The sequence below is a fragment of the Rothia sp. CCM 9418 genome (assembly GCF_048512825.1).
GTDB lineage: Bacteria > Actinomycetota > Actinomycetes > Actinomycetales > Micrococcaceae > Rothia.
This window is the reverse complement of record NZ_JBLXXX010000002.1, coordinates 55,143-75,807: the sequence shown is the minus strand read 5'-3', so window position 1 is coordinate 75,807 and position 20,665 is coordinate 55,143. Positions and strand designations below refer to the sequence as shown.

The window sequence follows — 20,665 nt, the reverse complement described above, 5'->3', positions numbered from 1 at the left end:
CCTTATCAGGAACCCTATGAATCAAACAGTAGAAAAACCTTCTCGCGCATCTAGTCAGTATCGGCGCAATCTCGGAAAACGTTACGTCTATAAAAACCCAATGCGCACGATCATCATGGGAACCATAGGCTCTATGCTTATGACAATAGGTTCCTTTGGTGTTGGCTGGATTAGTGACGCATCACCTCTGAACAGAGAGCCGCTGATTATTGCCTTGCGATATAACGTTGCAGGCATTGTCACCTGTATCTTGCTATTAGCAGTCGGTGGAATGATGATGTGCAGGGAATGGCTCAGGCTTTCTCAAAAGCTTGGAGTTTGGGACGGTGACGCCAGCCAATGGACGTGGAGAGCCATTATCTGCTGGACAACGCCACAACTATTTGCATTCCCACTCTTCAGTCGAGACGTTTTCTCCTACTTTGCGCAAGGACGAGTCATGCTTGCCGGGCTAAACCCCTACGAAAACGGCGTCTCGACCATCAACAATTTCTTCCAATACGGGGCAGATCCCCTCTGGGCGCAATCGCCACCACCTTATGGGACGCTCTTTTTGTGGATTGAAGAATTTGTTGTCAGAATTGCTGGATCAAATATTGACCTAGGCATTATCTTGTTTAGGCTCATTGCACTTTTCGGAGTTGCGTTAATTGCCTATTATGTACCTAAAATTGCAGTTCTTCACGATATCAATCACACACGTGCATTATGGCTTGTTGTCACAAACCCACTCTTTATTGCTCAATTCGTAACCGCCGCGCACAACGACGCTCTCATGACAGGTATCGCCCTAGCCGGATTTTACTACGCTACAAAAAACCGTAACTATCGAGGCGGTATTCTCGGGGCAACATTGGTGACTTTAGCTGTTGCTATCAAACCCATTGCTCTCGTGCTCCTACCGTTTATCGGGCTGCTTTGGGCCGGAGAAGATGCCTCGTGGAGAAGAATCTTCATTACGTGGTTCTATGTTGGTGTCATCTCCCTTACAGAACTGACCGTGATGGGGCTACTCAGCGGTTTCGGGTTCGGGTGGATTGGTGCACTCTCGACGACCGGAGGTCAATACATTTGGTATTCGCCGATGGGCTTCCTTATGGTAGTGGGTTCATCTATTGTTGCTTTTTTCTCATCGTCAGAAACTGCAGACTTCGTCAAAGACACTATTGGCAGTATCAGCAAATATATCGGTATGGGAAGTGCTGTCGCTATCATGTTCTGTAAATCATGGCCTGAAGTTGTTCGACGAGCAGGGCTATCTCTAGGACTTGTTGTTGTCTTCTCTCCTATGATCCAATCGTGGTACTTACTATGGGTGATACCGTTCTTTGCTGTCACCGGCATCAAAAACAACTGGGAGTTGGACTTCTACTTCATTACCACACTATTTTTCATGATTTATGCGGTAAGTGACCAGCTAGACGTATCACCCTATCTCAAAGATTTTGACACCAACATGGGGCGACTTCTCGCCGTCATTGTTTCCTTCGGGTATGCCTGTTATTTAGTCTTTATCGACGCTGCAACACGTCAAATTCTACGGGAAAGACGCCAACCTGCTACCTACCTAATGGTGGTCTAAATAGGTATTGCATTCAAAAGAAAAGAGGCCTTGCAACGCTATATAGCGTTGCAAGGCCTCTTTTGCTGGGTGCCCCAGGAGGGAGTCGAACCCCCGACCAAGAGATTAGAAGGCTCCTGCTCTATCCACTGAGCTACTGAGGCAATAAGGTCAAAAATAACCTTTCTGTATGATACATCCAGATTCGTAGAGGAGCAAAAAGAAAGTACCTATAATGCGAAAAATCTATAGGTAATATCTGTCACCAAGCATATACTGGAAATAGCTCAACAACGAAGAAAGAGAGCTATCATGACCATCCTTAAAATTAACAAGCTTGCTGTGAAAGACGGCAACTTTGCTGAACTCGAAAAACGATTTGCCCAACGCAAACACTCTGTCGATCAAGAACCAGGTTTTGAAGGTTTCGAGCTGTTACGTCCAACTGGAGAAGGACAAGAACACTACTTCGTCATTACCCGCTGGGCGGATGAAGAAAGTTTCCAAGCATGGGCAGCAAAACGCTCCCCACGAGACCCAAATACCACTGTTTCACGAGCTGAAGGAACGCTCAGCTTTGAAGTAGTTGACTTACCAGAGCTTGAAGAGTCCGGATACTAAAAATAATATCGACCAAAACTGCCCCAGATAGCGAACCGTCTATCTGGGGCAGTTCTCTCATCAACGTCTCACACCACACTCAACATAAGCTGATAGAACAAAACACCCAAGAACATTCCACACACTGACACTAAAGAACAGCAAGAAAAACCCGAATACGGTAGCCTAGAGACCATGGCAGAATTTATTTACACGATGAGCAAAGCCCGCAAAACAGTGGGCGACAAAGTCATCCTCAATGACGTTTCTATGTCATTTTTCCCAGGCGCTAAAATCGGTATGGTCGGCCCAAACGGTGCCGGAAAATCAACTATCCTCAAAATTATGGCAGGACTAGACACTCCATCTAACGGTGAAGCCCGTCTTTCCCCCGAATATACTGTAGGAATCCTTCTACAGGAGCCACCACTAAACGAAGAGAAAACCGTCCTAGGTAACGTCGAAGAAGGCGTCGGCGAGATTAAAGAAAAACTTGACCGATACAACGCCATCTCAGAAGAAATGGCAAATCCCGATGCAGACTTCGACTCGCTCATGGAAGAAATGGGCAAACTGCAAGAAGCTATTGATGCAGCCAACGCATGGGACCTCGACTCCCAACTTGAACAAGCGATGGACGCTCTCCGCTGCCCACCAGCAGATTCACCAGTAACAAAACTCTCCGGTGGTGAACGACGACGCGTTGCACTTTGCAAATTGCTATTAGAAAAACCAGACCTCCTTCTTCTCGATGAGCCCACGAACCACCTTGACGCAGAATCTGTGCTCTGGCTCGAACAACACCTACAATCCTACGAAGGTGCTGTTATTGCTGTAACGCACGACCGTTACTTCCTCGACCACGTTGCGGAGTGGATCGCTGAAGTTGACCGTGGAAACCTCTACCCGTATGAGGGCAATTACTCAACCTACCTCGAGAAGAAACGCGCCCGCCTAGAAGTTCAGGGCAAAAAAGACGCAAAATTGGCAAAGCGTCTTAACGATGAGCTCGACTGGGTCCGCTCGAATACTAAAGGCCGTCAAGCAAAATCTAAAGCTCGTCTTGCACGCTATGAAGAAATGGCAGCTGAAGCGGAGAAAACTCGTAAGCTTGATTTCGAAGAAATTCAGATTCCTCCAGGTCCACGCCTAGGTAACGTCGTCATTGAAGCTGAAAACCTTCAAAAAGGGTTTGATGGACGTTCTTTGATTAACGGACTGTCTTTCAGCCTGCCGCGTAACGGTATCGTCGGCGTCATCGGGCCAAACGGTGTGGGTAAATCGACCCTCTTCAAAACAATTGTTGGACTTGAAGAACTAGACGGTGGAGAACTCAAAATTGGTGAAACCGTCAAAATCTCATACGTTGATCAGAACCGTGCGAACATCGACCCTGAAAAAACGCTCTGGGAAGTTGTCTCTGACGGACTAGACTACATTCAAGTAGGTCAAGTAGAGATGCCCTCACGCGCGTATGTCTCGGCCTTCGGATTCAAAGGCCCCGACCAGCAAAAGAAAGCTGGAGTGCTCTCTGGTGGTGAGCGTAATCGTCTCAACCTAGCATTGACCCTCAAACAAGGTGGAAACCTTCTGCTCTTGGACGAACCAACAAACGACCTTGACGTAGAAACTCTTGCATCCCTTGAAAATGCGTTGCTTGAATTCCCCGGTTGTGCCGTTGTCGTATCCCACGACCGTTGGTTCCTCGACCGCGTTGCAACCCATATCCTTGCGTGGGAAGGTACCGACGAAAACCCAGATAACTGGTATTGGTACGAAGGTAACTTCGAGTCTTATGAAGCTAATAAAGTTGAACGTCTCGGCCCTGAAGCGGCAAAACCGCACCGTGTCATTCACCGTAAATTGACTCGATAAGTTCATCATCTGCTCTGAGACAACGAGCAATAGACTCTGAACTGTAGAAGAGGGGTGTCACAACACTAAATAGTGTTGTGACACCCCTCTTTCTTGAAGAGTTCTTCTGAAGAAAAGCTGAGAGAACTTATCTAGACTCTCGTTCTTTATCCTCTGTACACGATATTCTTATAGATAAGGATTGCGCTAAAACTACGGTATAGGGTAAACCCTAGAACCTACAACATATGATAAAGAGGTAGAACCGAAGAATGCTTAACAAAACAGCAGAAAATGCTTCGTACCTTCAGCTGGTAGATGTTAACCAAATTAAAGACTTCAAAACCTATCTCGCCCGCGCAAAATCTTTAGATGCACAAGCCTCAGTACGGCTCATTACTCGTGGCATGTCTGTCGGCGCCTATGTCTGTGCGTTGGCACCTGAAACACTCATCGATACCACACCTACCATCCTTGGGCTAAGAGCACTCAACATTGCTTCTGCCCAAACACTAGATACAACGGTAGAAATCAGCGCGGTACTTGATCGGCTTGCTCGTATTGATCAACAGAAAAATTATCTTTTCATCCCACCGGTGGTTACAACAGCATCATGGAGCGGTCAGCTGCCGCCTTTTAGTGACTGGGCGAAAATCGGTCGAACCACAGTAGGAGAGCTCAAAAAAATAGCTCTTGACGGAATGAATGCTGTAGATAGTGCTCTTCCGGCTAACCCCGGACACGCTGTTCTAGCAACCGTCCGTTCTCGTATTTGGTCATCTCCTATGCCGTGGGAAGCAATAGAGAATCAAGAATACCGCTACACTCCAGAAAACTATACGCTTCCTAGTGGTATTGCTTTTGCTGCAGAAGTACTAGGATTTTTGCCACCCGTGGCGCATATGCCAGTCTATATCTATCATTCTGAGGGGTGGATTAGACTATCGTGCCCCATGGGACATGTCTTGTGTAAAAAATCTGCAAGTTCAGAATAAACTTCTTGAGAACCCTAGAACCCTAGAACCCTAGAACCCTAGAACCCTCTGAAAAAGCAAAACATAAAAAATATTTTCTACCTCGGTGATGCACCTCCAGAAAACACGTGGGGGGAGCTAAGCACGGTTTTGCATTGCATGGGCTGCACGCTCTAAGTAGTCAAGCATCACTGTTTCGTGAAGAGGAGATAGCCCAAGCGTCTTGACCGACTCCCGCATATACTGCAACCAAGTGTCTCGTTCTTTGGCTCCAATAGCAAAAGGGAAATGCCTCATTCTTAAACGTGGATGACCCCGTTCTTGCTGATAGGTAGTCGGACCACCCCAATACTGTTCTAAAAACATTCGTAGCCGACGCTCCGCTGGCGCAAGGTCTTCTTCCGGATACATGGCTCGAAATTCAGGATCTGAAGCAACGCGTTGATAGAACTCTGAACAGAGCTTTTCAAAAGTTGGGGCGCCTCCAACTTGATGATAAAAAGATTGTTGTTCTGCTGGATGATTATGGGAACTCACGTTCACTAGCCTACCAAGAGAAAAGAACCGTTGAAACATCAAAAGACCCCTCAACCAATGTGCTGATGCTAAGAGAAGCACCAATCATCGTTAAGGGGTCTTTTGTTGACCAAGCTTTTGATCAGAAAGCTGTTGAGTTTATGAACGAGCGTCTGCTTCTTGGACTTTCAACGCTCGAACCATAGAATCTCGACATTCTGCAACTTGACGGTGTAAAGAACCCGCATCTTCTGGTAACGATGCTAAATACTGTTCGGTACGTTCAAGCAATTGTGCAGAATAATTCTGGGGGAATAGTCCACCAATAATTTGCTGAGAAATTTCATGGCTGCGAGAACGCCAAACCTGCTCAATAGCCTCAAAATAGCGTTCAACATAGGGTTCCATGAGCTGTTCGTCTGCACCGGTAAAGAATCCTGCAATAGCAGAGCGCTGAACGATATTCGAGAGCTCACCGGTTTCTACGATGTCATGCCACATCTTAGCTTTAGCTTCAGCTGTAGGAATAGACGCTTCAGCAGTAGCAGCAGCCTGCTGACCATTTGATGTGCGGTCTTGTTCGAGAGCTTGCGCAATTTCTTCTGCGCTGTATCGCCCACCGGCAGCTAGAGACTGAATGAAAGACCATCGCAAGTCAGTGTCTACGACGATACCTTCAAGAACTATTGAACCGTCCATCAACGACTGAACACGATCGAGCTGTTCATCTGACTTTGCAAGACGCGCAAAAGCGCGCACAAGCTGTAGTTGCTGGTCAGAATGAGGTTGGGCTTTCTGTGTGATGTCCCATAGACGATCTGCAACACGGATACGTAAATCGTGTGCATGAGAGCGAGCAACATAAAATGAGAGCGTGTGCTCGAGGTTAAGCAACTGAACACGCATTGATGTCGAGTTTGTTTCTGCACCAATGTTATTGAGAACAAGCTCAACAAAATGGTGTGCCGGCATTTGCGCATCACGAGTTGTATCCCACAATGAGCCCCATACAACGCTGCGGGCAGTGGGGGAGTCGATATCACCAAGATGGTCAATAGCTGTTTGCAAAGAGCGTTCGTCTAGACGAATCTTTGCATAAGCTAAATCTTCATCATTGAGAAGAATCAAATCAGGTCGTTCAACGCCGGAGGCTTCAGCCACGTCTGTAAGTTCACCATTAACGTCTAACTCAATACGCTTGGTACGTGTTAGTTTTCCTTCACGCAAAGAATAGAACCCGACGACAAGACGATGCGGACGTAGTGTCTCGTACCCTTCCGCATAGCTTTGACGAATTTTCAACGATGAGATGTTACCGTTTTCATCTTCTTCAACTTCGCTAGTTAGCGTATTAACACCAGCGGTTTCTAACCATAGTGCAGACCATGAGCGAACGTCACGTCCGGAGGTAGCCTCTAACTCAACGAGTAAATCATCGAGGACGGTATTACCCCAAGAATGTTTTGCAAAATATTGGGTGAGTGCGGACATAAAGTTCTCTTGTCCAACCCATGCAACAAGTTGACGTAAAACAGAAGCACCTTTGGCGTAGGTGATACCGTCGAAGTTCACTTGCACATCGTTGAGGTCACGAATAGGCGCAACAATGGGGTGTGTCGATGAAAGTTGGTCTTGACGGTATGCCCAAGTTTTTCCTGATGCGGCGAAGGTTGCCCACGCTTGAGAGGAGAAACGAGTATTTTCCGCTGCTGCGAGAGTGCACATAAACTCAGCGAAAGATTCGTTGAGCCAGAGGTCATTCCACCATTTCATGGTGACAAGATCGCCAAACCACATGTGTGCTAGTTCGTGAAGAATAGTAATAGCACGACGTTCGATAAGAGCTTCAGTGGGTTTTGAACGGAAAATATAGTTCTCTAAGAAGGTGACTGCACCAGCATTCTCCATGGCGCCAGCGTTGAATTCTGGCACGAATAGCTGGTCATACTTTTCGAAAGGATAGGGTGTGTCGAATATCTTTTCGTAAAACTCAAATCCTTGACGCGTCAAGGTGAAGATGTCTTCGGTATCTAGATACGGCATGAGAGATTTACGGGCAAAAGCACCTAATGCAATGGTTCGTCCTTCGGAATTGACTAAAGAACTTGTGACCTTTTCATAGGGGCCAGCAATAATTGCGGTGATATATGAGGAGATACGAGGTGTGGGCTTGAAACTCCAGAGTGTGCTGTCTGGTTGTTTGTGAACAGAAGTCTCAGGCTGGTTCGAGATAACAGTCCAGTGTTGAGGAGCTTTGACCGAAAAAACGAAGGATGCTTTGAGGTCTGGTTGTTCAAAGACAGGGTAGACTCGGCGGGAATCTGGAACCTCAAATTGGGAATAGAGGTAAACTTCTTGGTCAGCGGGGTCGACGAATCGGTGCAGCCCTTCACCGGTGTTGGTGTAGAGGAAATCTGCATCAATGATGAGGGTATTTTTTTCTGCTAGTTCTGGTAGCTGAATACGCACGCCATCAGCGAGGTCTACTGGAAGGTCAACACCATTGAGGTTAATGGAACGAACGGTGTCGGTAATGGCATCAATAAAAGTTGAGGCGCCAGCTACTGCATCAAAAACGATGGTTGCGTGGGTAGTAAAAATTCTTTCGCCTTGGGTCAAATCCACAGTGATGGTATAAGAATCAACGTGAGTGACAACGTTTGCGCGTTCAATTGCCTCAGCGCGTGTAAGGTTCATTCCCGGCATATAGCCCTCTCTTTTTCAAAAATACGGGTGCAACGCAGACGCGTAGAATGCGCTACTCCTCAATCGTTACTAGAATCATTAGATAAGACCTAGCAGAACTATGAGCTAGAAGCTCTTCTCTCAAAGTCTAATGCCCTAGTTCACAAAGATGAAATAGGCGCTGCCTGAATAACTACTGCACGACAGCAGAAGAACTCCTCGTCTCTGCTGGCGTTATCGCTTTCAAGGAGCTTTTACTATGCGCGTACATATTGCGACTGACCATGCTGGTTTAGAGATGAGTCAGTATTTTGTTCAGAAGCTAACAGAGAACGGATATGAGGTTATTGATCACGGCCCAAGCGAATATGATCCGCTAGATGATTATCCAAGTTTCTGTATTAATGCGGCTCTTGGTGTTCGGAAAGATAGAGAAGAGGGGCTGGATTCTTTAGGGATTGTTTTGGGCGGCTCGGGAAATGGCGAACAGATGGCAGCAAATAAAGTAACTGGTATCCGTGCCGCTTTGGCGTGGAACCATGATACTGCTGCTTTGGCTCGTGAACATAATAATGCTCAGGTGGTGGCTATTGGCGGGCGTCAACACAGCCTTGAGGAAGCATGGGAAATTATTCGCGTTTTCTTGACGACTGCTTGGACTGGTGAAGAACGTCATCAACGCCGTATCGACCAGATGGCAGAGTACGAGGCTACTGGTGCTATTACTGGTCGAGAAATTAACTCCTAGCGTTTTGAGAAATTAGCACGATTATTATGCCAGAAGGTCATTCGATTCATCGTCTTGCCCATCAATTTACGGAGCTATTTTCGGGGAAAGTTGTTGCTGTTACTAGTCCTCAGGGGCGTTTTAGTGATGGTGCCCGGTTGCTTGATGGGCAGACTATCACCGGTGCTTATGCTCATGGGAAACATCTTTTTATATGTTTTGATCATGACTTAACACTCAACGTCCATTTGGGAATCTATGGTGCTTGGACTTTTGGTGGTGAACATTTTATAGGCTCTACTGCTATTGGTGCTCCGCGTAAAGCTCAAGAGATAGAACAGACTGGGCAACGTTTGGTTGCTACGGCCCCTGCGGAGGTTGCTCCTACAACTCGGGCACGGATTATTGCTGATACTTGTTGGGCTGATCTTGTTGGTGCTATGACGTGCAGAGTGCTGACTCCTGAACAAGTAGCGAACGTTCGTGCTGAGTTAGGGCAAGACCCTCTTTCTCAGGACAGTTCTGTCGAGACGTTTTATGGGTCTTTGAAACGCACCTCCCGCCCTATTGCGGTAGTGCTGATGGACCAGAAAATTATTTCGGGCGTCGGAAATATTTTTAGAGCGGAATCGCTGTTTCGGCAGGGGATTGACCCGATGCGCCCTGCTCGAGACCTTTCCTTAGACGAAGCCTTATTGTTATGGGAGGATCTTTCAGATCTTCTTCGTGTCGGTGTTCGTTTGGGGAAGATTGTGACAACTCGTGATGAGCATCGTGCTGGTATTCCGTTAGAAGATGCGTGGCCGAACGCTGCATATTATGTGTATCAGAGGCAGGGGCAGAATTGTTTGTTGTGTTCCTCTTCTATCGCGATGAAAGAACTTGCTGGGCGTAAGTTGTATTGGTGTCCTCAATGTCAGTGTTCTTTGGCGGTGTAATAGTTTTGACATATATCCCCTATGTGTCCTAGCTCATTCTTTATGGGTTGGAGGGAATCTATACTTTCGGTATTGGTACCTACTGGCAATAAAGGTGGATTTATGTCTTGTCGCGTTCCCGTAACATCATCATTTACTTGTGGGGCAAACGTCCAAAAGCTTTTAGATATGACTTCGCAACGTTGGAAGGAAACGGTTGAACATCGTTTCGTCCATGAGTTGTTTGCGGGGACTATTGAAGATCAGGTCTTGCGAAATTACCTTGTTCAGGACTATCAATTCTTTGATGCTTTTTTGTCGATGCTGGGGGAGTGCGTAGCGTGTGCGGATGAGGCTTCCGTAAAATTGCGTTTTGCTCGTCAGCTAGGTTTTTTGGCAGAATCTGAAAATACTTATTTTGAGGATTCTTTTGATGAGTTGGGTGTTTCTGAGCAAGATCGTATTGCTCCACTGCTGACGGAGAATACGAGTGCTTTTGAGAAGCTTATGTATTCTGCGGTTGCGTCGCAGGATTATGCGCATTTATTGGTGATGTTGGTGATTGCTGAAGCTTTATATTTAGATTGGGGTTCTCTTGGGCTTCCAGAGCCTGAACGTCGTTTGCATCGTGGCTGGATAGAGCTGCATCGTGGTGAAGATTTTGCGCAGTGGGCACAATTTTTGGTGGATGAGTTAGAGCGTGTTCTTCAATTACGTGGTGGCGCTGACGAGAAGATTATTGCTCGGTGGTGTGAAGCTGTTGATCGTGAATACGAATTTTTTGATGAAAACTATCGGTAAAGATGGGTTGATTTGGTCCTCTGCATAGCGCTTTTATGAGCGTTGTGTAGGGGATTTTATGATTGCTTGAGAGTATAAAGGTTTCCGTGCATAAAAAAATATCCTGAAGCTTTATCGCTTCAGGATATTTTATATGGAGGGGATGACGGGAATCGAACCCGCGTAATCAGTTTGGAAGACTGAGGCTTTACCATTAAGCTACATCCCCGTGGGACTCAATCTAGTAAACACTAGTTTTGATGCCCTGTCAACTCGAAAAGGGAATTTTTTTTGATTCTTTTCTCAAAGAGGGTCTTTGAGGGGTTGTAGAAAATTTTTTTTGAGATTTTTTCACGAGGTAGAAAAGTGCTTTTTACTAGTGGAAATGATGGTCTTCGGGAGTTATTTTTGGTGTTTTTGGGGGTTAAAAACTGCTTAAAAAAGTTTTTCGAGTAGCGAGGATTAAAAAACTGTTATACACTGGATAACGCCTTGTGCTGAACGGGGTGTGGCGTAGCTTGGCTAACGCGCCTGCTTTGGGAGCAGGAGATCGCAGGTTCGAATCCTGTCACCCCGACATGAGTTAGCAGAACCCGTCGAAGTATTCTTTCGACGGGTTTTGCTTTATCATAAGAACCATTACAAGAATCTGCGAGTCAACAATACTTGCGGATAACCGACTAAATATTCAGGAGATCAGCGGACGTGAAAACTGCCGTCGAGAAGATCAACCCGACCCTCGCAAAAATTGAGGTCGAGGTTCCTTTCGCAGAGTTCAAGACTTATCTTGACCGTACCTACAAGTCTCTGGCTCAGCAGATCCAGGTTCCCGGCTTCCGCAAGGGCAAAACTCCTCGTGCGCTTATTGAACAGCGCGCTGGATTCGACTTTGTTGTAGAGAACGCTCTCAACGAAGGACTCAATGAGTTTTACCAGAAAGCACTCGCTGAGAACGGTCTTATCCCTCTTGCTCAGCCAGAATTGGAAATCATCAGCAAGCCAGAGGAATCTGCGCGCGAAAACGATGTGAAACTTTCCATTCAGGTCACCGTTCGCCCTGAAATTGAACTTCCTGACTACTCTGGTCTAAGCGTAGAAGTTGAAGAAGCAACTGTTTCTGCAGAAGATGAGCAGAAAGCTCTTGACGATCTTCGCGCACGCTTTGGCACCCTCAAAGTTGTCGACCGCCCCGCTGCAGACAAAGACTTTGTCACCATCAACCTTACTGCCTCTATCGACGGCGAAGAAGTAGACGCTGCAAACGACCTCTCTTACCAGGTTGGTGCAGGAACCATGCTTGAAGGTCTAGACGAAGCTCTCACTGCACTTTCTGCTGGCGAGGACGCAACCTTCGAGACCAAACTTGCTGGTGGTGAGCACGCGGGTAAAGACGCTGTTGTCAAAGTTGAGCTAACCGCAGTCAAGGAACGTGAACTTCCAGAAGCAGATGACGAATTCGCTCAGCTAGCCTCAGAATTCGACACCATTGAAGAACTCAAAGAAGACCTCAAGAAGCAGGCCCTCGACTCTAAGGTTGCAGAACAAGGCGCGCAAGCTCGCGACAAAGTTCTCGCTCAACTTGTCGAACTAACGGAAGTTCCTGTCCCTGAGAAGGTCATCGAAGATCAGCTAGAACAGCACTTCAAATCTGCTGGTACTGAAGCTGACCACGATAACGAAGAACACCGTGAAGAAATCCGCAAGAACGCAACCGAAGCATTCAAGAACGAAATGGTTCTCGATGCTATTGCTGAGGCTGAAGAAATCGGTGTTGAACAGTCCGAAATCATCGACTACATCATTACCATGTCCTCTCAATACGGCATGGATCCAAACCAGTTCGCTCAGATGCTAGAAGGCTCTGGTCAAGCTGGTCTTATGGTTGGCGAAGTACGTCGTTCCAAGGCTCTTGTTTCTGTACTTGAAAAAGCAGAAGTTAAAGATACCAAGGGTAACGTCGTTGACTTGTCTTCCTACCTAGGAACTGCGAAAGACGCAGAATAATCTTCTCATACGCTTGTGGGGCATTCTCTTTCGGGAGGGTGCCCCACAAGCGTATTCTCTAAACACCACCACCAAAACATTAGTATGAACAGTTCAGGCATGACACGAGATGTTTCGTTGAACGTGAACTCACACCCGAAGTGATGAAAAGTTCGCTAATCTTCTAAGTAACCGATATTTTCAATGAACCGGACGCATTCGGTATCAGCGAGTAAGGAAAAAGAACTTATGTCTCATATTTTGCCTCTGCCGTCGTTCTCTGCTGGCATTACTTCACATGCCGAAACTCCCGCAGGGGGACAAGACGACTACGTATATAACCGTCTGCTCAAAGAACGTATTATCTGGCTTGGATCTGAAGTTCGTGACTCCAACGCAAACCGCATCTGCTCTCAAATGCTTCTACTCTCTGCAGAAGACCCTGAAGCCGACATCTATCTATACATCAACTCACCCGGCGGCTCTGTTACTGCAGGTATGGCAATCTATGACACCATGCAACTAATCCCTAACGACGTCGTAACTGTTGTAACAGGTATGGCTGCATCTATGGGGCAGTTCCTCCTGACCGCAGGAGCACCAGGAAAACGCTATGCAACTCCTAACGCTCGAATCCTCATGCACCAGCCTTCCGGCGGTCTAGGAGGTACCGCCTCAGACATTCGCATTCAAGCAGAACTTATCTTGGACATGAAAAAACGCCTATCGCAGATTACTGCAGAGCGCACTGGACAAACTTTGGAAACTATCCTCAAAGATAATGACCGCGACAACTGGTTTACCGCAGAAGAAGGTCTTGCCTACGGTTTCTTTGACCATATTGCTACCAGCGCAGGAACACAGGTCTCAGCACAAAAATAATTGTGTATCAACAAAATTTTGAGGAGAAGAAAATGAATTATAATCCCACATCAATGCCTGCTCACGTCATGCCTAGCAACCGTTACGTCCTGCCAAATTTTGAAGAGCGCACGCCCTACGGGTACAAGCGTCAAGATCCTTACGCTAAGCTCTTTGAAGACCGTATTATCTTCCTTGGAACCCAAGTCGATGATGCTTCAGCCGATGACATTATGGCTCAGCTGCTCGTACTCGAATCCCAAGACCCAGACCGTGACATCACCCTGTACATCAATTCTCCCGGTGGATCTTTCACCGCAATGACAGCAATCTACGACACCATGCAGTACATTCGCCCTGAGGTGCAAACTGTTTGCCTAGGTCAAGCAGCTTCTGCAGCAGCTGTGCTCCTAGCTGCTGGAACACCCGGAAAACGTCTAGCTCTTCCTAACGCTCGTGTGCTGATTCACCAGCCAGCGCTAGGTGGACAACAAGGTGGACAGGCCTCAGACATCGAAATTCACGCTAACGAAGTAATGCGTATGCGCCAATGGCTTGCAGACACTCTCGCACTACACTGTGATAAAGACCCCGAAGAAGTAGATCGTTCCATTGAACGAGACAACATCATGACAGCGCAAGCTGCCCTTGAATACGGTCTCGTCGATCAAGTACTTGAATCACGTAAAGCCGTAAAACCAAAATTTAATACTGCCGAAGACTACAGCTAACAAGTTGTGCTGAGCCCCTTGAACCCTCAACCTGATATGAGTGTTCAAGGGGCTCACTTCTTTATTCACAATAAAAAAGAAAACAATAGTATAGTCTTACGTCAAACACCTCAAGTGTCGTTATGATAGAAGTCAAGACTCTGTAATACAACCGTAGTTAAGACTTAAAACTGTGTGTAATTTGGACTCTGAGAGAATCAAGGTAGCCTAGAGACTGACAGAATCCGACGGAAAGGAACAGCAGCGTGGCGAGAATCGGCGAGGCAACCAACCTTCTCAAATGCTCCTTCTGTGGCAAAAACCAAAAACAGGTTCGCAAACTCATCATGGGGCCAAATATTTACATTTGCGATGAATGTATCGAGCTGTGTAATGAAATCCTTGAGGAAGAATTATCAGAAACTCGCAAAGATAACGAACCGCTGGAGCTACCCACGCCACGAGAAATTTTTGATCATCTTCAAGAATATGTTGTTGGACAAGAAGCTGCTAAACGAGTCCTCGCTGTTGCAGTCTACAATCATTACAAACGTATCCGTATGATGGAAAACCCCGTTACCGAAGCAAACACACTTCTTGCAACCGATGGGGAAGACGTTGATATCGCTAAATCTAATATTCTTCTGGTGGGATCTACCGGTTCTGGAAAAACTTATCTTGCTCAGACCCTCGCGAAGAAACTGAACGTTCCTTTTGCTGTTGCTGATGCAACATCGCTTACCGAAGCTGGATACGTCGGCGAAGACGTCGAGAACATTTTGCTTAAACTCATCCAAGCCGCCGATGGAGACATCACAAAAGCACAAAAGGGTATCGTCTACATTGACGAAATCGATAAAATCTCACGAAAAGCTGATAACCCGTCAATTACTCGAGATGTTTCTGGAGAAGGAGTTCAGCAGGCGTTACTGAAAATCCTTGAAGGAACGGTAGCAGCAGTTTCTCCACAAGGAGGACGTAAACACCCTCAGCAAGACTTTATGCACATTGACACAACAAATATCTTGTTTATTGTTGCTGGCGCATTTGCTGGGCTTGAAGAGATTGTTAGCGGACGTGTTGGACGAAAAGGCATCGGCTTTGGTGCACGCATTGATAATGCTGGGCAGGACACTGACCTACTCCAAAAACTGATGCCAGAAGACCTTCTCAAATTTGGTCTAATCCCTGAATTCATTGGTCGTCTACCAGTTCTTGCTACCTTAAACACCTTGAACGAAGAAGACCTGACAAGAATCCTAATAGAACCTAAAAATGCTTTAGTTAAACAATACAAGCGAATGTTTGCCATGGACGGTGTGGAACTTGTTTTTGAGGATTCTGCACTATCGGCTATTGCACGATTAGCAATTGAGCGTGAGACCGGTGCACGTGGGCTACGCGCAATTATGGAAGAACTCTTACTTCCTGTCATGTTCGATATTCCATCACGTCAGGACGTATCGATAGTCATTATTGATGCTGAAGTCGTTCAAGGGGATAAAGAACCGATAATAGTGCTTGGTGCAGGAGATAACTCTCAAAAATCAGCCTAAGAGTTCAAAGAATTTTTCTCTTAAAACGAGAAGACTACAGTATAAGGACTAAACCTTATCTCTCAACATTAAGGAGTCATCATGGCAGATAAAGCATCCGTAGAATTTTGGTTTGACCCAACATGCCCTTGGTGCTGGATTACTTCACGCTGGATTAAAGAAGTCGAAAAGGTTCGTGACATCGACATCGTATGGAACCCTTTTTCTCTCTCAGTATTAAATGAGGGACGTGAACTTCCCGAAAAATACCATGAACACATGCAACAAGTATGGGGCCCAGCTCGAGTTGTCACTGCAGTCGCTGAAAACTACTCTCAAAAAGAAGTTGATGCACTATACACCGCTTTAGGTGAACAAATCCATCACCAACAGAACCATGGCGGTACCCGCTACGAAGAAGCTATTGTTGCTGCTTTAGCCGTTGTCGGTTTACCCGAAGACTACGCGCAGTACGCCCATCATGACGAATACGATGAGCAGATGCGTTCTTCTACTCGTCGTGGGCTAGAACATGCTGGGGGAGACGACATCGGTGTTCCTCTGATGAGCATTAACGGAGTAACCTTCTTTGGTCCAGTGATTAGCCCCGCACCTACTGGAGAAGAAGCAGGAAAGCTTTTTGACGCTGCCCTCACCTTAGCTTCTTATCCAGGTTTCTTTGAATTGAAGCGCCCTCGCACTGTCGGGCCAATTTTCAATAACCAGTAACACGACTTTCCTCAAGGTGAGGGGTTGGGGCACAATATCTTTTGTGCCCCAACCCCTCACCTTTTGTCTTAACGACGAGATTTCTGCCGAGTGATATTGAAGGTATAGTTTACTGCACCATCGGAGGTGAACTCTAAGAGTGCATACACTTGAGATGCCATGAGTACATATATGGTATAGGTAGTACTAATATCTTGTTCCGTACCAAAAACAAGACTCAACGCATTAGAGATAAAAGAAAAACACAATAATGCGAGGAGAATTTTACGCGCTAACTGACTTCCTCGAATCGTCCATACCACGAGGAAAATCTGAATAATTGTGATGCATAAGATAACAACAATAACAACCGGCGCAATGTATATCTGCCAGAACCTTTGAACATCTACTTCAAAGGAATCTTTCGGGGTAATCAGAACACCTAAATGTGTAACGCTCAAGAATGCTTGCAGAAGAATCACTAAAGATGTAAAAGCAGAAGCAAGCCACACACTCAACGGCGCTTGTTCTACTAATTCCCAAGGCCTACGACGATGCATGCGCTCATGTCGTTGGGCGTTGTGACTTTCATCTTGATGATTGCATACCGACGTCAAATCGAGGATAGGTAAATCTCCATCGGTAAGAATGGTGTCTCCGCCACCGTTACGGGAATGATACCCAGAAGAGAAATCCTCGATAAGATCAGAGCGTGCCTTCTGATTACAGTACAACACTGTTTCAACGACATAGTCACGTTCTTTATCTGTCTCAGCGTCAATCTTATGAGTAATTTGAAAAGTGAATAGGGAGAGTCCTACTGCTCTGTCAAAAGTTGCTGCAGCAAGCCAATCAACGGGTTCGCCACCTGGCAATTTCCAGCCTTCAGGTGCTTTCCAAAAACGAACATGGTGACGTTTGCTAGGGGAGCCATCTACCTCTTGCTGATAGGCAAAATTCTCAGAACGATGAAATAAATAAAGAGGCGAAACCGGAGCCGTTGGGTAAGGACGCTTCCTGAGCGTATTGACGATAATACGCCATGAAGATGCCAACGTAACGGGGTCTGCTTTGACCCATCCTGCTTTTTTCATCGCAGTATGAATCTCGTCTGCTGTTCCACGGAGTCCGATATTGACGGGGTCTCCGAGAAGACCATCGCCTGTGCGAGTTCGTCCAATAAAATAGTCGGGAACATACAGGTCTGTCATGATGCGATGAAAACGAGGCAACGTGAGATAAGCAGAGAAGAACCAAAAACCAAAGGCGATGAGAATACCCCACCAGCTGTGATACCACGAATCAATCAGCGCTACCACCGCAAGCCAGATAGAGGCGATTCCAGCAAACACAAAATAAAGTTTATCGGCCCACCCTTCCAGAACTCGCTTTCCCATATTCATCATAAAATAGCGTTGTTTGCTGACGTTATTGGGATCTCCACGATATTTGGGGTACTGCGCGTCAAAAGGGCGAGGAGAAGAATCCGACATAAGAAAATCCAAAATTTTGAAAAGAACTAAGAAAACAAAGATGGGGAGAACACCACCTGCTAAAACGCGGTGTTCTCCCCATCTTCTCGTTAACCGGATAGGTGCGGTAACGTGAGAGATATTTTAAGCTTCGGTCTCTTCTGTAAGAAGCTTAACTTTTGAGACGGCGAGCTCGACGTCGGCGACAACAAATTGAAGCTCTCGCACATTTCCAGCAGCCTTAAGATCTTCGACACCAGCTTTAACCTGTTCTAGAACTTCTTGCGATGCAGAAATAGTTGCGGTAGCCACTTCGGTACGCTGTTTAACTTGAGCTTCAGACTTTGCCTTGCGTAGACCACCTAAGGCTAGACCTACGGTAGGCAGAACCTGAACATCTGCGTTCTCGAGCACCGCTTTATAACCTTCAGATGTTGGCCATGAAGCACGGTGAACTGAACCTGAACGCCACCAGCTCCAGACCTCATCAGTAGCAAAGGGTAAGAACGGTGCAAAAAGACGCAATAGTGCGTCAAGAGTTGTTGCCAAAGCCGCTAGGACAGAAGCTTGTTCTTCTTCACCGCGAGAACCATAGGCACGATCTTTAATAAGTTCTACGAAATCATCGGTGAAAGACCAGAAGAACGTCTCGCATAATTGTAGAGCACGAGCATACTCGTACTTTTCAAAAGCAAGAGTGGCTTCTTCTACTACCTGTGCAAGTTTTGCCAGAAGAGAACGATCCAAAGCGTTGGTCAGAACACTTGTTTGTTCTGCAGTAGTCAATACAGAATCTTGTGTAGCGCCAAGACCGAGCACGAACTTTGAAGCGTTCAACAGTTTGATGGCAAGACGACGACCGATTTTCATTTGTCCTTCGTCATAGGCGGTATCTGCACCAAGACGAGCAGAAGCAGCCCAATAACGCACCGCATCGGAACCGTACTTTTCGAGGACTTCATTGGGGACAACAACATTGCCCTTAGACTTAGACATCTTCTTACGGTCTGGGTCAAGAATCCACCCTGATAGAGCAGTATTTGCCCATGGAACAGAGTTCTCCAAAGAATGCGAACGGACCACCGTGGAGAATAACCATGTACGAATAATGTCATGCCCTTGAGGACGCAAATCCATCGGGAACGTTACCTGATGAAGCTGTTCATCTACTGCCCATCCGGTAGCAATCTGTGGAGTCAATGATGATGTAGCCCAGGTGTCAAGAACATCGGGGTCTGCAACGAATCCGCCGGGTACACCGCGCTGATCTTCGGTGAACCCAGGGGCAGGCTCTGCTGCCGGATCCACCGGAAGCATCTGCTCATCAGGAATAATGGGCTCGTCGTAGTTTGGTTCGCCATCTTCATCAAGCGTGTACCAGATAGGGAACGGCACACCGAAGAATCGTTGGCGAGAAATCAACCAGTCGCCGTTAAGACCCTCCACCCAATTCTCATACCGTGAACGCATGAACGAGGGGTACCACGTCATCGCACGGCCACGTTCGAGTAGTTCTTCTCTACGTGATACGTCACGTCCACCATTGCGGATATACCATTGACGGCTTGCCACAATTTCAAGAGGCTTATCGCCCTTTTCGTAGAACTTAACGGGGTGAGTAATCTTTCGTGGCTCGCCATCCATCTCTTGAGCTTCAACAAGCATCTCAACAACAGTTTTCTGTGCAGTGAAAACGGTGGCACCAGCCATACGTTCGTAGTTAGCTCGTCCTTGCTCGTCAGTAATCCACTCGGGGGTGTCACGGCTGAAACGTCCGTCACGACCAATCAGAGCACGAGTAGGAAGCTGTAGTTCACGCCACCATGTGACGTCTGTGGTGTCGCCAAATGTGCAAACCATTGCGATACCCGCACCTTTATCGGGCTGAGCCAACGGGTGAGCCTTAACCTCCACACTGACACCAAATAGCGGTGAAGTAACAGTAGTACCGAAAAGTTCTTGGTACCGTTCATCATCAGGGTGAGCTACAAGAGCTACACAGGAAGGCAACAATTCGGGGCGGGTCGTTTCAATCCACACTTTTTCACCATTGGGGCGGTGGAAAGAAATACGATGATATGCACCTTCACGTTCTTTATCTTCTAACTCTGCCTGTGCAACTGCCGTGCGGAACGTGACATCCCACATCGTAGGTGCCTCTGCCATATAGGCATCGCCATTTTTGAGGTCGTTAAGAAACGCAAGCTGAGAGACCTTACGTGAATGAGCATCAATAGTTCGATACGTATGAGACCAATCAACAGAAAGCCCCAATGTGGTGAAAAGCTGCTCAAAGACCTTTTCGTCTTCAGTAGCTAGAGTCTCACATAATTCAATAAAGTTTTGGCGCGAAATACGTGGCCAGTCACGCTGATTTTTTGCGGGTTTTTCCGGTGCTACAAACTCTGAGTCGTAGGGGATAGCTGGGTCGCAAAGAACACCATAATAGTTTTGTACGCGACGTTCAGTTGGCAGACCATTATCGTCCCAACCCAATGGGTAAAAAACATTTTTTCCACGCATGCGCTGATAGCGGGCAATAACGTCAGTCTGGGTATAAGAGAACATATGCCCCACATGCAAAGAACCCGATGCGGTCGGTGGTGGGGTGTCAATAGAATATACTTCTTCGCGTGTTGTCTCACGGTTGAAAGCATACGTTTTTTCGTTAGCCCAACGTTCAGAAAGTTTCTTTTCGAGACCTTCTAAGCCGGGACGGTCAGGAACATTAATTGTTACGGGCGTGTCTGTGCCCTGGTTATTTTCAGCCATGCTGGTAATT

Annotated in this window: 16 protein-coding genes and 3 tRNA genes; 13 read left to right on the top strand and 6 right to left on the bottom strand. The window is 46.7% G+C overall.

Annotated elements, in window-relative coordinates; genetic code table 11:
• The first annotated feature begins 16 nt into the window (after positions 1 to 16).
• Positions 17 to 1,582: a polyprenol phosphomannose-dependent alpha 1,6 mannosyltransferase MptB gene (mptB, locus tag ACN083_RS03080; RefSeq protein ID WP_419101363.1), complete on the top strand. Its 1,566-nt coding sequence runs from the start codon at positions 17 to 19 to the stop codon at positions 1,580 to 1,582.
• A gap of 70 nt (positions 1,583 to 1,652) precedes the next feature.
• Here the strand turns inward: mptB and ACN083_RS03075 are convergent.
• Positions 1,653 to 1,725, bottom strand: a tRNA-Arg gene (locus ACN083_RS03075).
• 148 nt (positions 1,726 to 1,873) lie between these two features.
• Here ACN083_RS03075 and ACN083_RS03070 point away from each other — a divergent pair.
• The 3 genes from ACN083_RS03070 (at position 1,874) to ACN083_RS03060 (ending at position 5,010) form a co-directional block, all read left to right on the top strand.
• A complete protein-coding gene (locus ACN083_RS03070; RefSeq protein ID WP_419101362.1) occupies positions 1,874 to 2,182 on the top strand; it encodes an antibiotic biosynthesis monooxygenase family protein in 309 nt (102 codons plus the stop codon).
• A gap of 174 nt (positions 2,183 to 2,356) precedes the next feature.
• Positions 2,357 to 4,036 (top strand): energy-dependent translational throttle protein EttA, encoded by a 1,680-nt coding sequence (gene ettA / locus ACN083_RS03065; RefSeq protein ID WP_419101361.1) that lies wholly within the window; start codon positions 2,357 to 2,359, stop codon positions 4,034 to 4,036.
• Positions 4,037 to 4,287: 251 nt separating this feature from the next.
• Positions 4,288 to 5,010 (top strand): transcriptional regulator, encoded by a 723-nt coding sequence (locus ACN083_RS03060; protein ID WP_419101360.1) that lies wholly within the window; start codon positions 4,288 to 4,290, stop codon positions 5,008 to 5,010.
• A 117-nt stretch (positions 5,011 to 5,127) separates the two neighbouring features.
• Here ACN083_RS03060 and ACN083_RS03055 read toward each other — a convergent pair whose 3' ends face one another.
• Together ACN083_RS03055 and pepN are read right to left on the bottom strand one after the other, a co-directional pair.
• Positions 5,128 to 5,526 carry a globin gene (locus ACN083_RS03055; protein WP_419101359.1) on the bottom strand — a complete coding sequence of 133 codons (399 nt, stop codon included), beginning with the start codon at positions 5,524 to 5,526 and terminating at the stop codon, positions 5,128 to 5,130.
• Positions 5,527 to 5,664: 138 nt separating this feature from the next.
• A complete protein-coding gene (pepN, locus tag ACN083_RS03050) occupies positions 5,665 to 8,211 on the bottom strand; it encodes an aminopeptidase N (RefSeq protein WP_419101358.1) in 2,547 nt (848 codons plus the stop codon).
• A gap of 238 nt (positions 8,212 to 8,449) precedes the next feature.
• Here pepN and ACN083_RS03045 point away from each other — a divergent pair, with 238 nt between their 5' ends.
• The 3 genes from ACN083_RS03045 to ACN083_RS03035 all read left to right on the top strand — a co-directional run bounded on the left by ACN083_RS03045 (position 8,450) and on the right by ACN083_RS03035 (position 10,635).
• A complete protein-coding gene (locus ACN083_RS03045; RefSeq protein WP_419101357.1) occupies positions 8,450 to 8,938 on the top strand; it encodes a ribose-5-phosphate isomerase in 489 nt (162 codons plus the stop codon).
• A gap of 26 nt (positions 8,939 to 8,964) precedes the next feature.
• Positions 8,965 to 9,855: an Fpg/Nei family DNA glycosylase gene (locus tag ACN083_RS03040; protein WP_419101356.1), complete on the top strand. Its 891-nt coding sequence runs from the start codon at positions 8,965 to 8,967 to the stop codon at positions 9,853 to 9,855.
• Positions 9,856 to 9,957: 102 nt separating this feature from the next.
• A complete protein-coding gene (locus tag ACN083_RS03035; protein WP_419101355.1) occupies positions 9,958 to 10,635 on the top strand; it encodes a TenA family protein in 678 nt (225 codons plus the stop codon).
• Between the two features lie 134 nt (positions 10,636 to 10,769).
• Here ACN083_RS03035 and ACN083_RS03030 read toward each other — a convergent pair.
• Positions 10,770 to 10,843: transfer RNA gene (locus ACN083_RS03030), tRNA-Gly, on the bottom strand.
• Between the two features lie 273 nt (positions 10,844 to 11,116).
• Here ACN083_RS03030 and ACN083_RS03025 point away from each other — a divergent pair.
• From ACN083_RS03025 to ACN083_RS03000, 6 genes are all read left to right on the top strand, one after another.
• Positions 11,117 to 11,191 (top strand) — tRNA-Pro (locus ACN083_RS03025).
• Positions 11,192 to 11,319: 128 nt separating this feature from the next.
• The gene (gene tig, locus ACN083_RS03020) at positions 11,320 to 12,618 is read left to right on the top strand and encodes a trigger factor (RefSeq protein ID WP_419101354.1); all 1,299 of its coding nucleotides are present in this window, start codon (positions 11,320 to 11,322) and stop codon (positions 12,616 to 12,618) included.
• A gap of 228 nt (positions 12,619 to 12,846) precedes the next feature.
• Positions 12,847 to 13,479 (top strand): ATP-dependent Clp protease proteolytic subunit, encoded by a 633-nt coding sequence (locus tag ACN083_RS03015; RefSeq protein ID WP_419101353.1) that lies wholly within the window; start codon positions 12,847 to 12,849, stop codon positions 13,477 to 13,479.
• Between the two features lie 32 nt (positions 13,480 to 13,511).
• Complete coding sequence (locus ACN083_RS03010; protein ID WP_419101352.1) at positions 13,512 to 14,189, top strand: ATP-dependent Clp protease proteolytic subunit; 678 nt, start codon at positions 13,512 to 13,514, stop codon at positions 14,187 to 14,189.
• A gap of 245 nt (positions 14,190 to 14,434) precedes the next feature.
• Complete coding sequence (gene clpX / locus ACN083_RS03005; RefSeq protein ID WP_419101351.1) at positions 14,435 to 15,724, top strand: ATP-dependent Clp protease ATP-binding subunit ClpX; 1,290 nt, start codon at positions 14,435 to 14,437, stop codon at positions 15,722 to 15,724.
• A gap of 81 nt (positions 15,725 to 15,805) precedes the next feature.
• Entirely contained in the window at positions 15,806 to 16,432 is a 627-nt protein-coding gene (locus ACN083_RS03000; protein WP_419101350.1) for a DsbA family protein, read from the top strand.
• A 68-nt stretch (positions 16,433 to 16,500) separates the two neighbouring features.
• On the opposite strand, the gene ACN083_RS02995 is transcribed toward ACN083_RS03000, so the two are convergent.
• A complete protein-coding gene (locus tag ACN083_RS02995) occupies positions 16,501 to 17,904 on the bottom strand; it encodes an LssY C-terminal domain-containing protein (protein ID WP_419101349.1) in 1,404 nt (467 codons plus the stop codon).
• Between the two features lie 123 nt (positions 17,905 to 18,027).
• Positions 18,028 to 20,655, bottom strand: a complete 2,628-nt coding sequence (gene valS / locus ACN083_RS02990) for a valine--tRNA ligase (protein ID WP_419101348.1) — start codon at positions 20,653 to 20,655, stop codon at positions 18,028 to 18,030.
• Positions 20,656 to 20,665: the final 10 nt, after the last annotated feature.

Excerpts from the sequence above, each read along its gene's own strand:
- ettA (WP_419101361.1), top strand. The coding sequence starts at position 2,357 with ATGGCAGAATTTATTTACACGATGAGCAAAGCCCGCAAAACAGTGGGC.
- ACN083_RS03000 (WP_419101350.1), top strand. The coding sequence starts at position 15,806 with ATGGCAGATAAAGCATCCGTAGAATTTTGGTTTGACCCAACATGCCCT.
- ACN083_RS03010 (WP_419101352.1), top strand. The coding sequence starts at position 13,512 with ATGAATTATAATCCCACATCAATGCCTGCTCACGTCATGCCTAGCAAC.
- ACN083_RS03015 (WP_419101353.1), top strand. The coding sequence starts at position 12,847 with ATGTCTCATATTTTGCCTCTGCCGTCGTTCTCTGCTGGCATTACTTCA.
- ACN083_RS03070 (WP_419101362.1), top strand. The coding sequence starts at position 1,874 with ATGACCATCCTTAAAATTAACAAGCTTGCTGTGAAAGACGGCAACTTT.
- ACN083_RS02995 (WP_419101349.1), bottom strand. The coding sequence starts at position 17,904 with ATGTCGGATTCTTCTCCTCGCCCTTTTGACGCGCAGTACCCCAAATAT.
- mptB (WP_419101363.1), top strand. The coding sequence starts at position 17 with ATGAATCAAACAGTAGAAAAACCTTCTCGCGCATCTAGTCAGTATCGG.
- ACN083_RS03040 (WP_419101356.1), top strand. The coding sequence starts at position 8,965 with ATGCCAGAAGGTCATTCGATTCATCGTCTTGCCCATCAATTTACGGAG.
- ACN083_RS03045 (WP_419101357.1), top strand. The coding sequence starts at position 8,450 with ATGCGCGTACATATTGCGACTGACCATGCTGGTTTAGAGATGAGTCAG.
- pepN (WP_419101358.1), bottom strand. The coding sequence starts at position 8,211 with ATGCCGGGAATGAACCTTACACGCGCTGAGGCAATTGAACGCGCAAAC.
- ACN083_RS03035 (WP_419101355.1), top strand. The coding sequence starts at position 9,958 with ATGTCTTGTCGCGTTCCCGTAACATCATCATTTACTTGTGGGGCAAAC.
- ACN083_RS03060 (WP_419101360.1), top strand. The coding sequence starts at position 4,288 with ATGCTTAACAAAACAGCAGAAAATGCTTCGTACCTTCAGCTGGTAGAT.
- valS (WP_419101348.1), bottom strand. The coding sequence starts at position 20,655 with ATGGCTGAAAATAACCAGGGCACAGACACGCCCGTAACAATTAATGTT.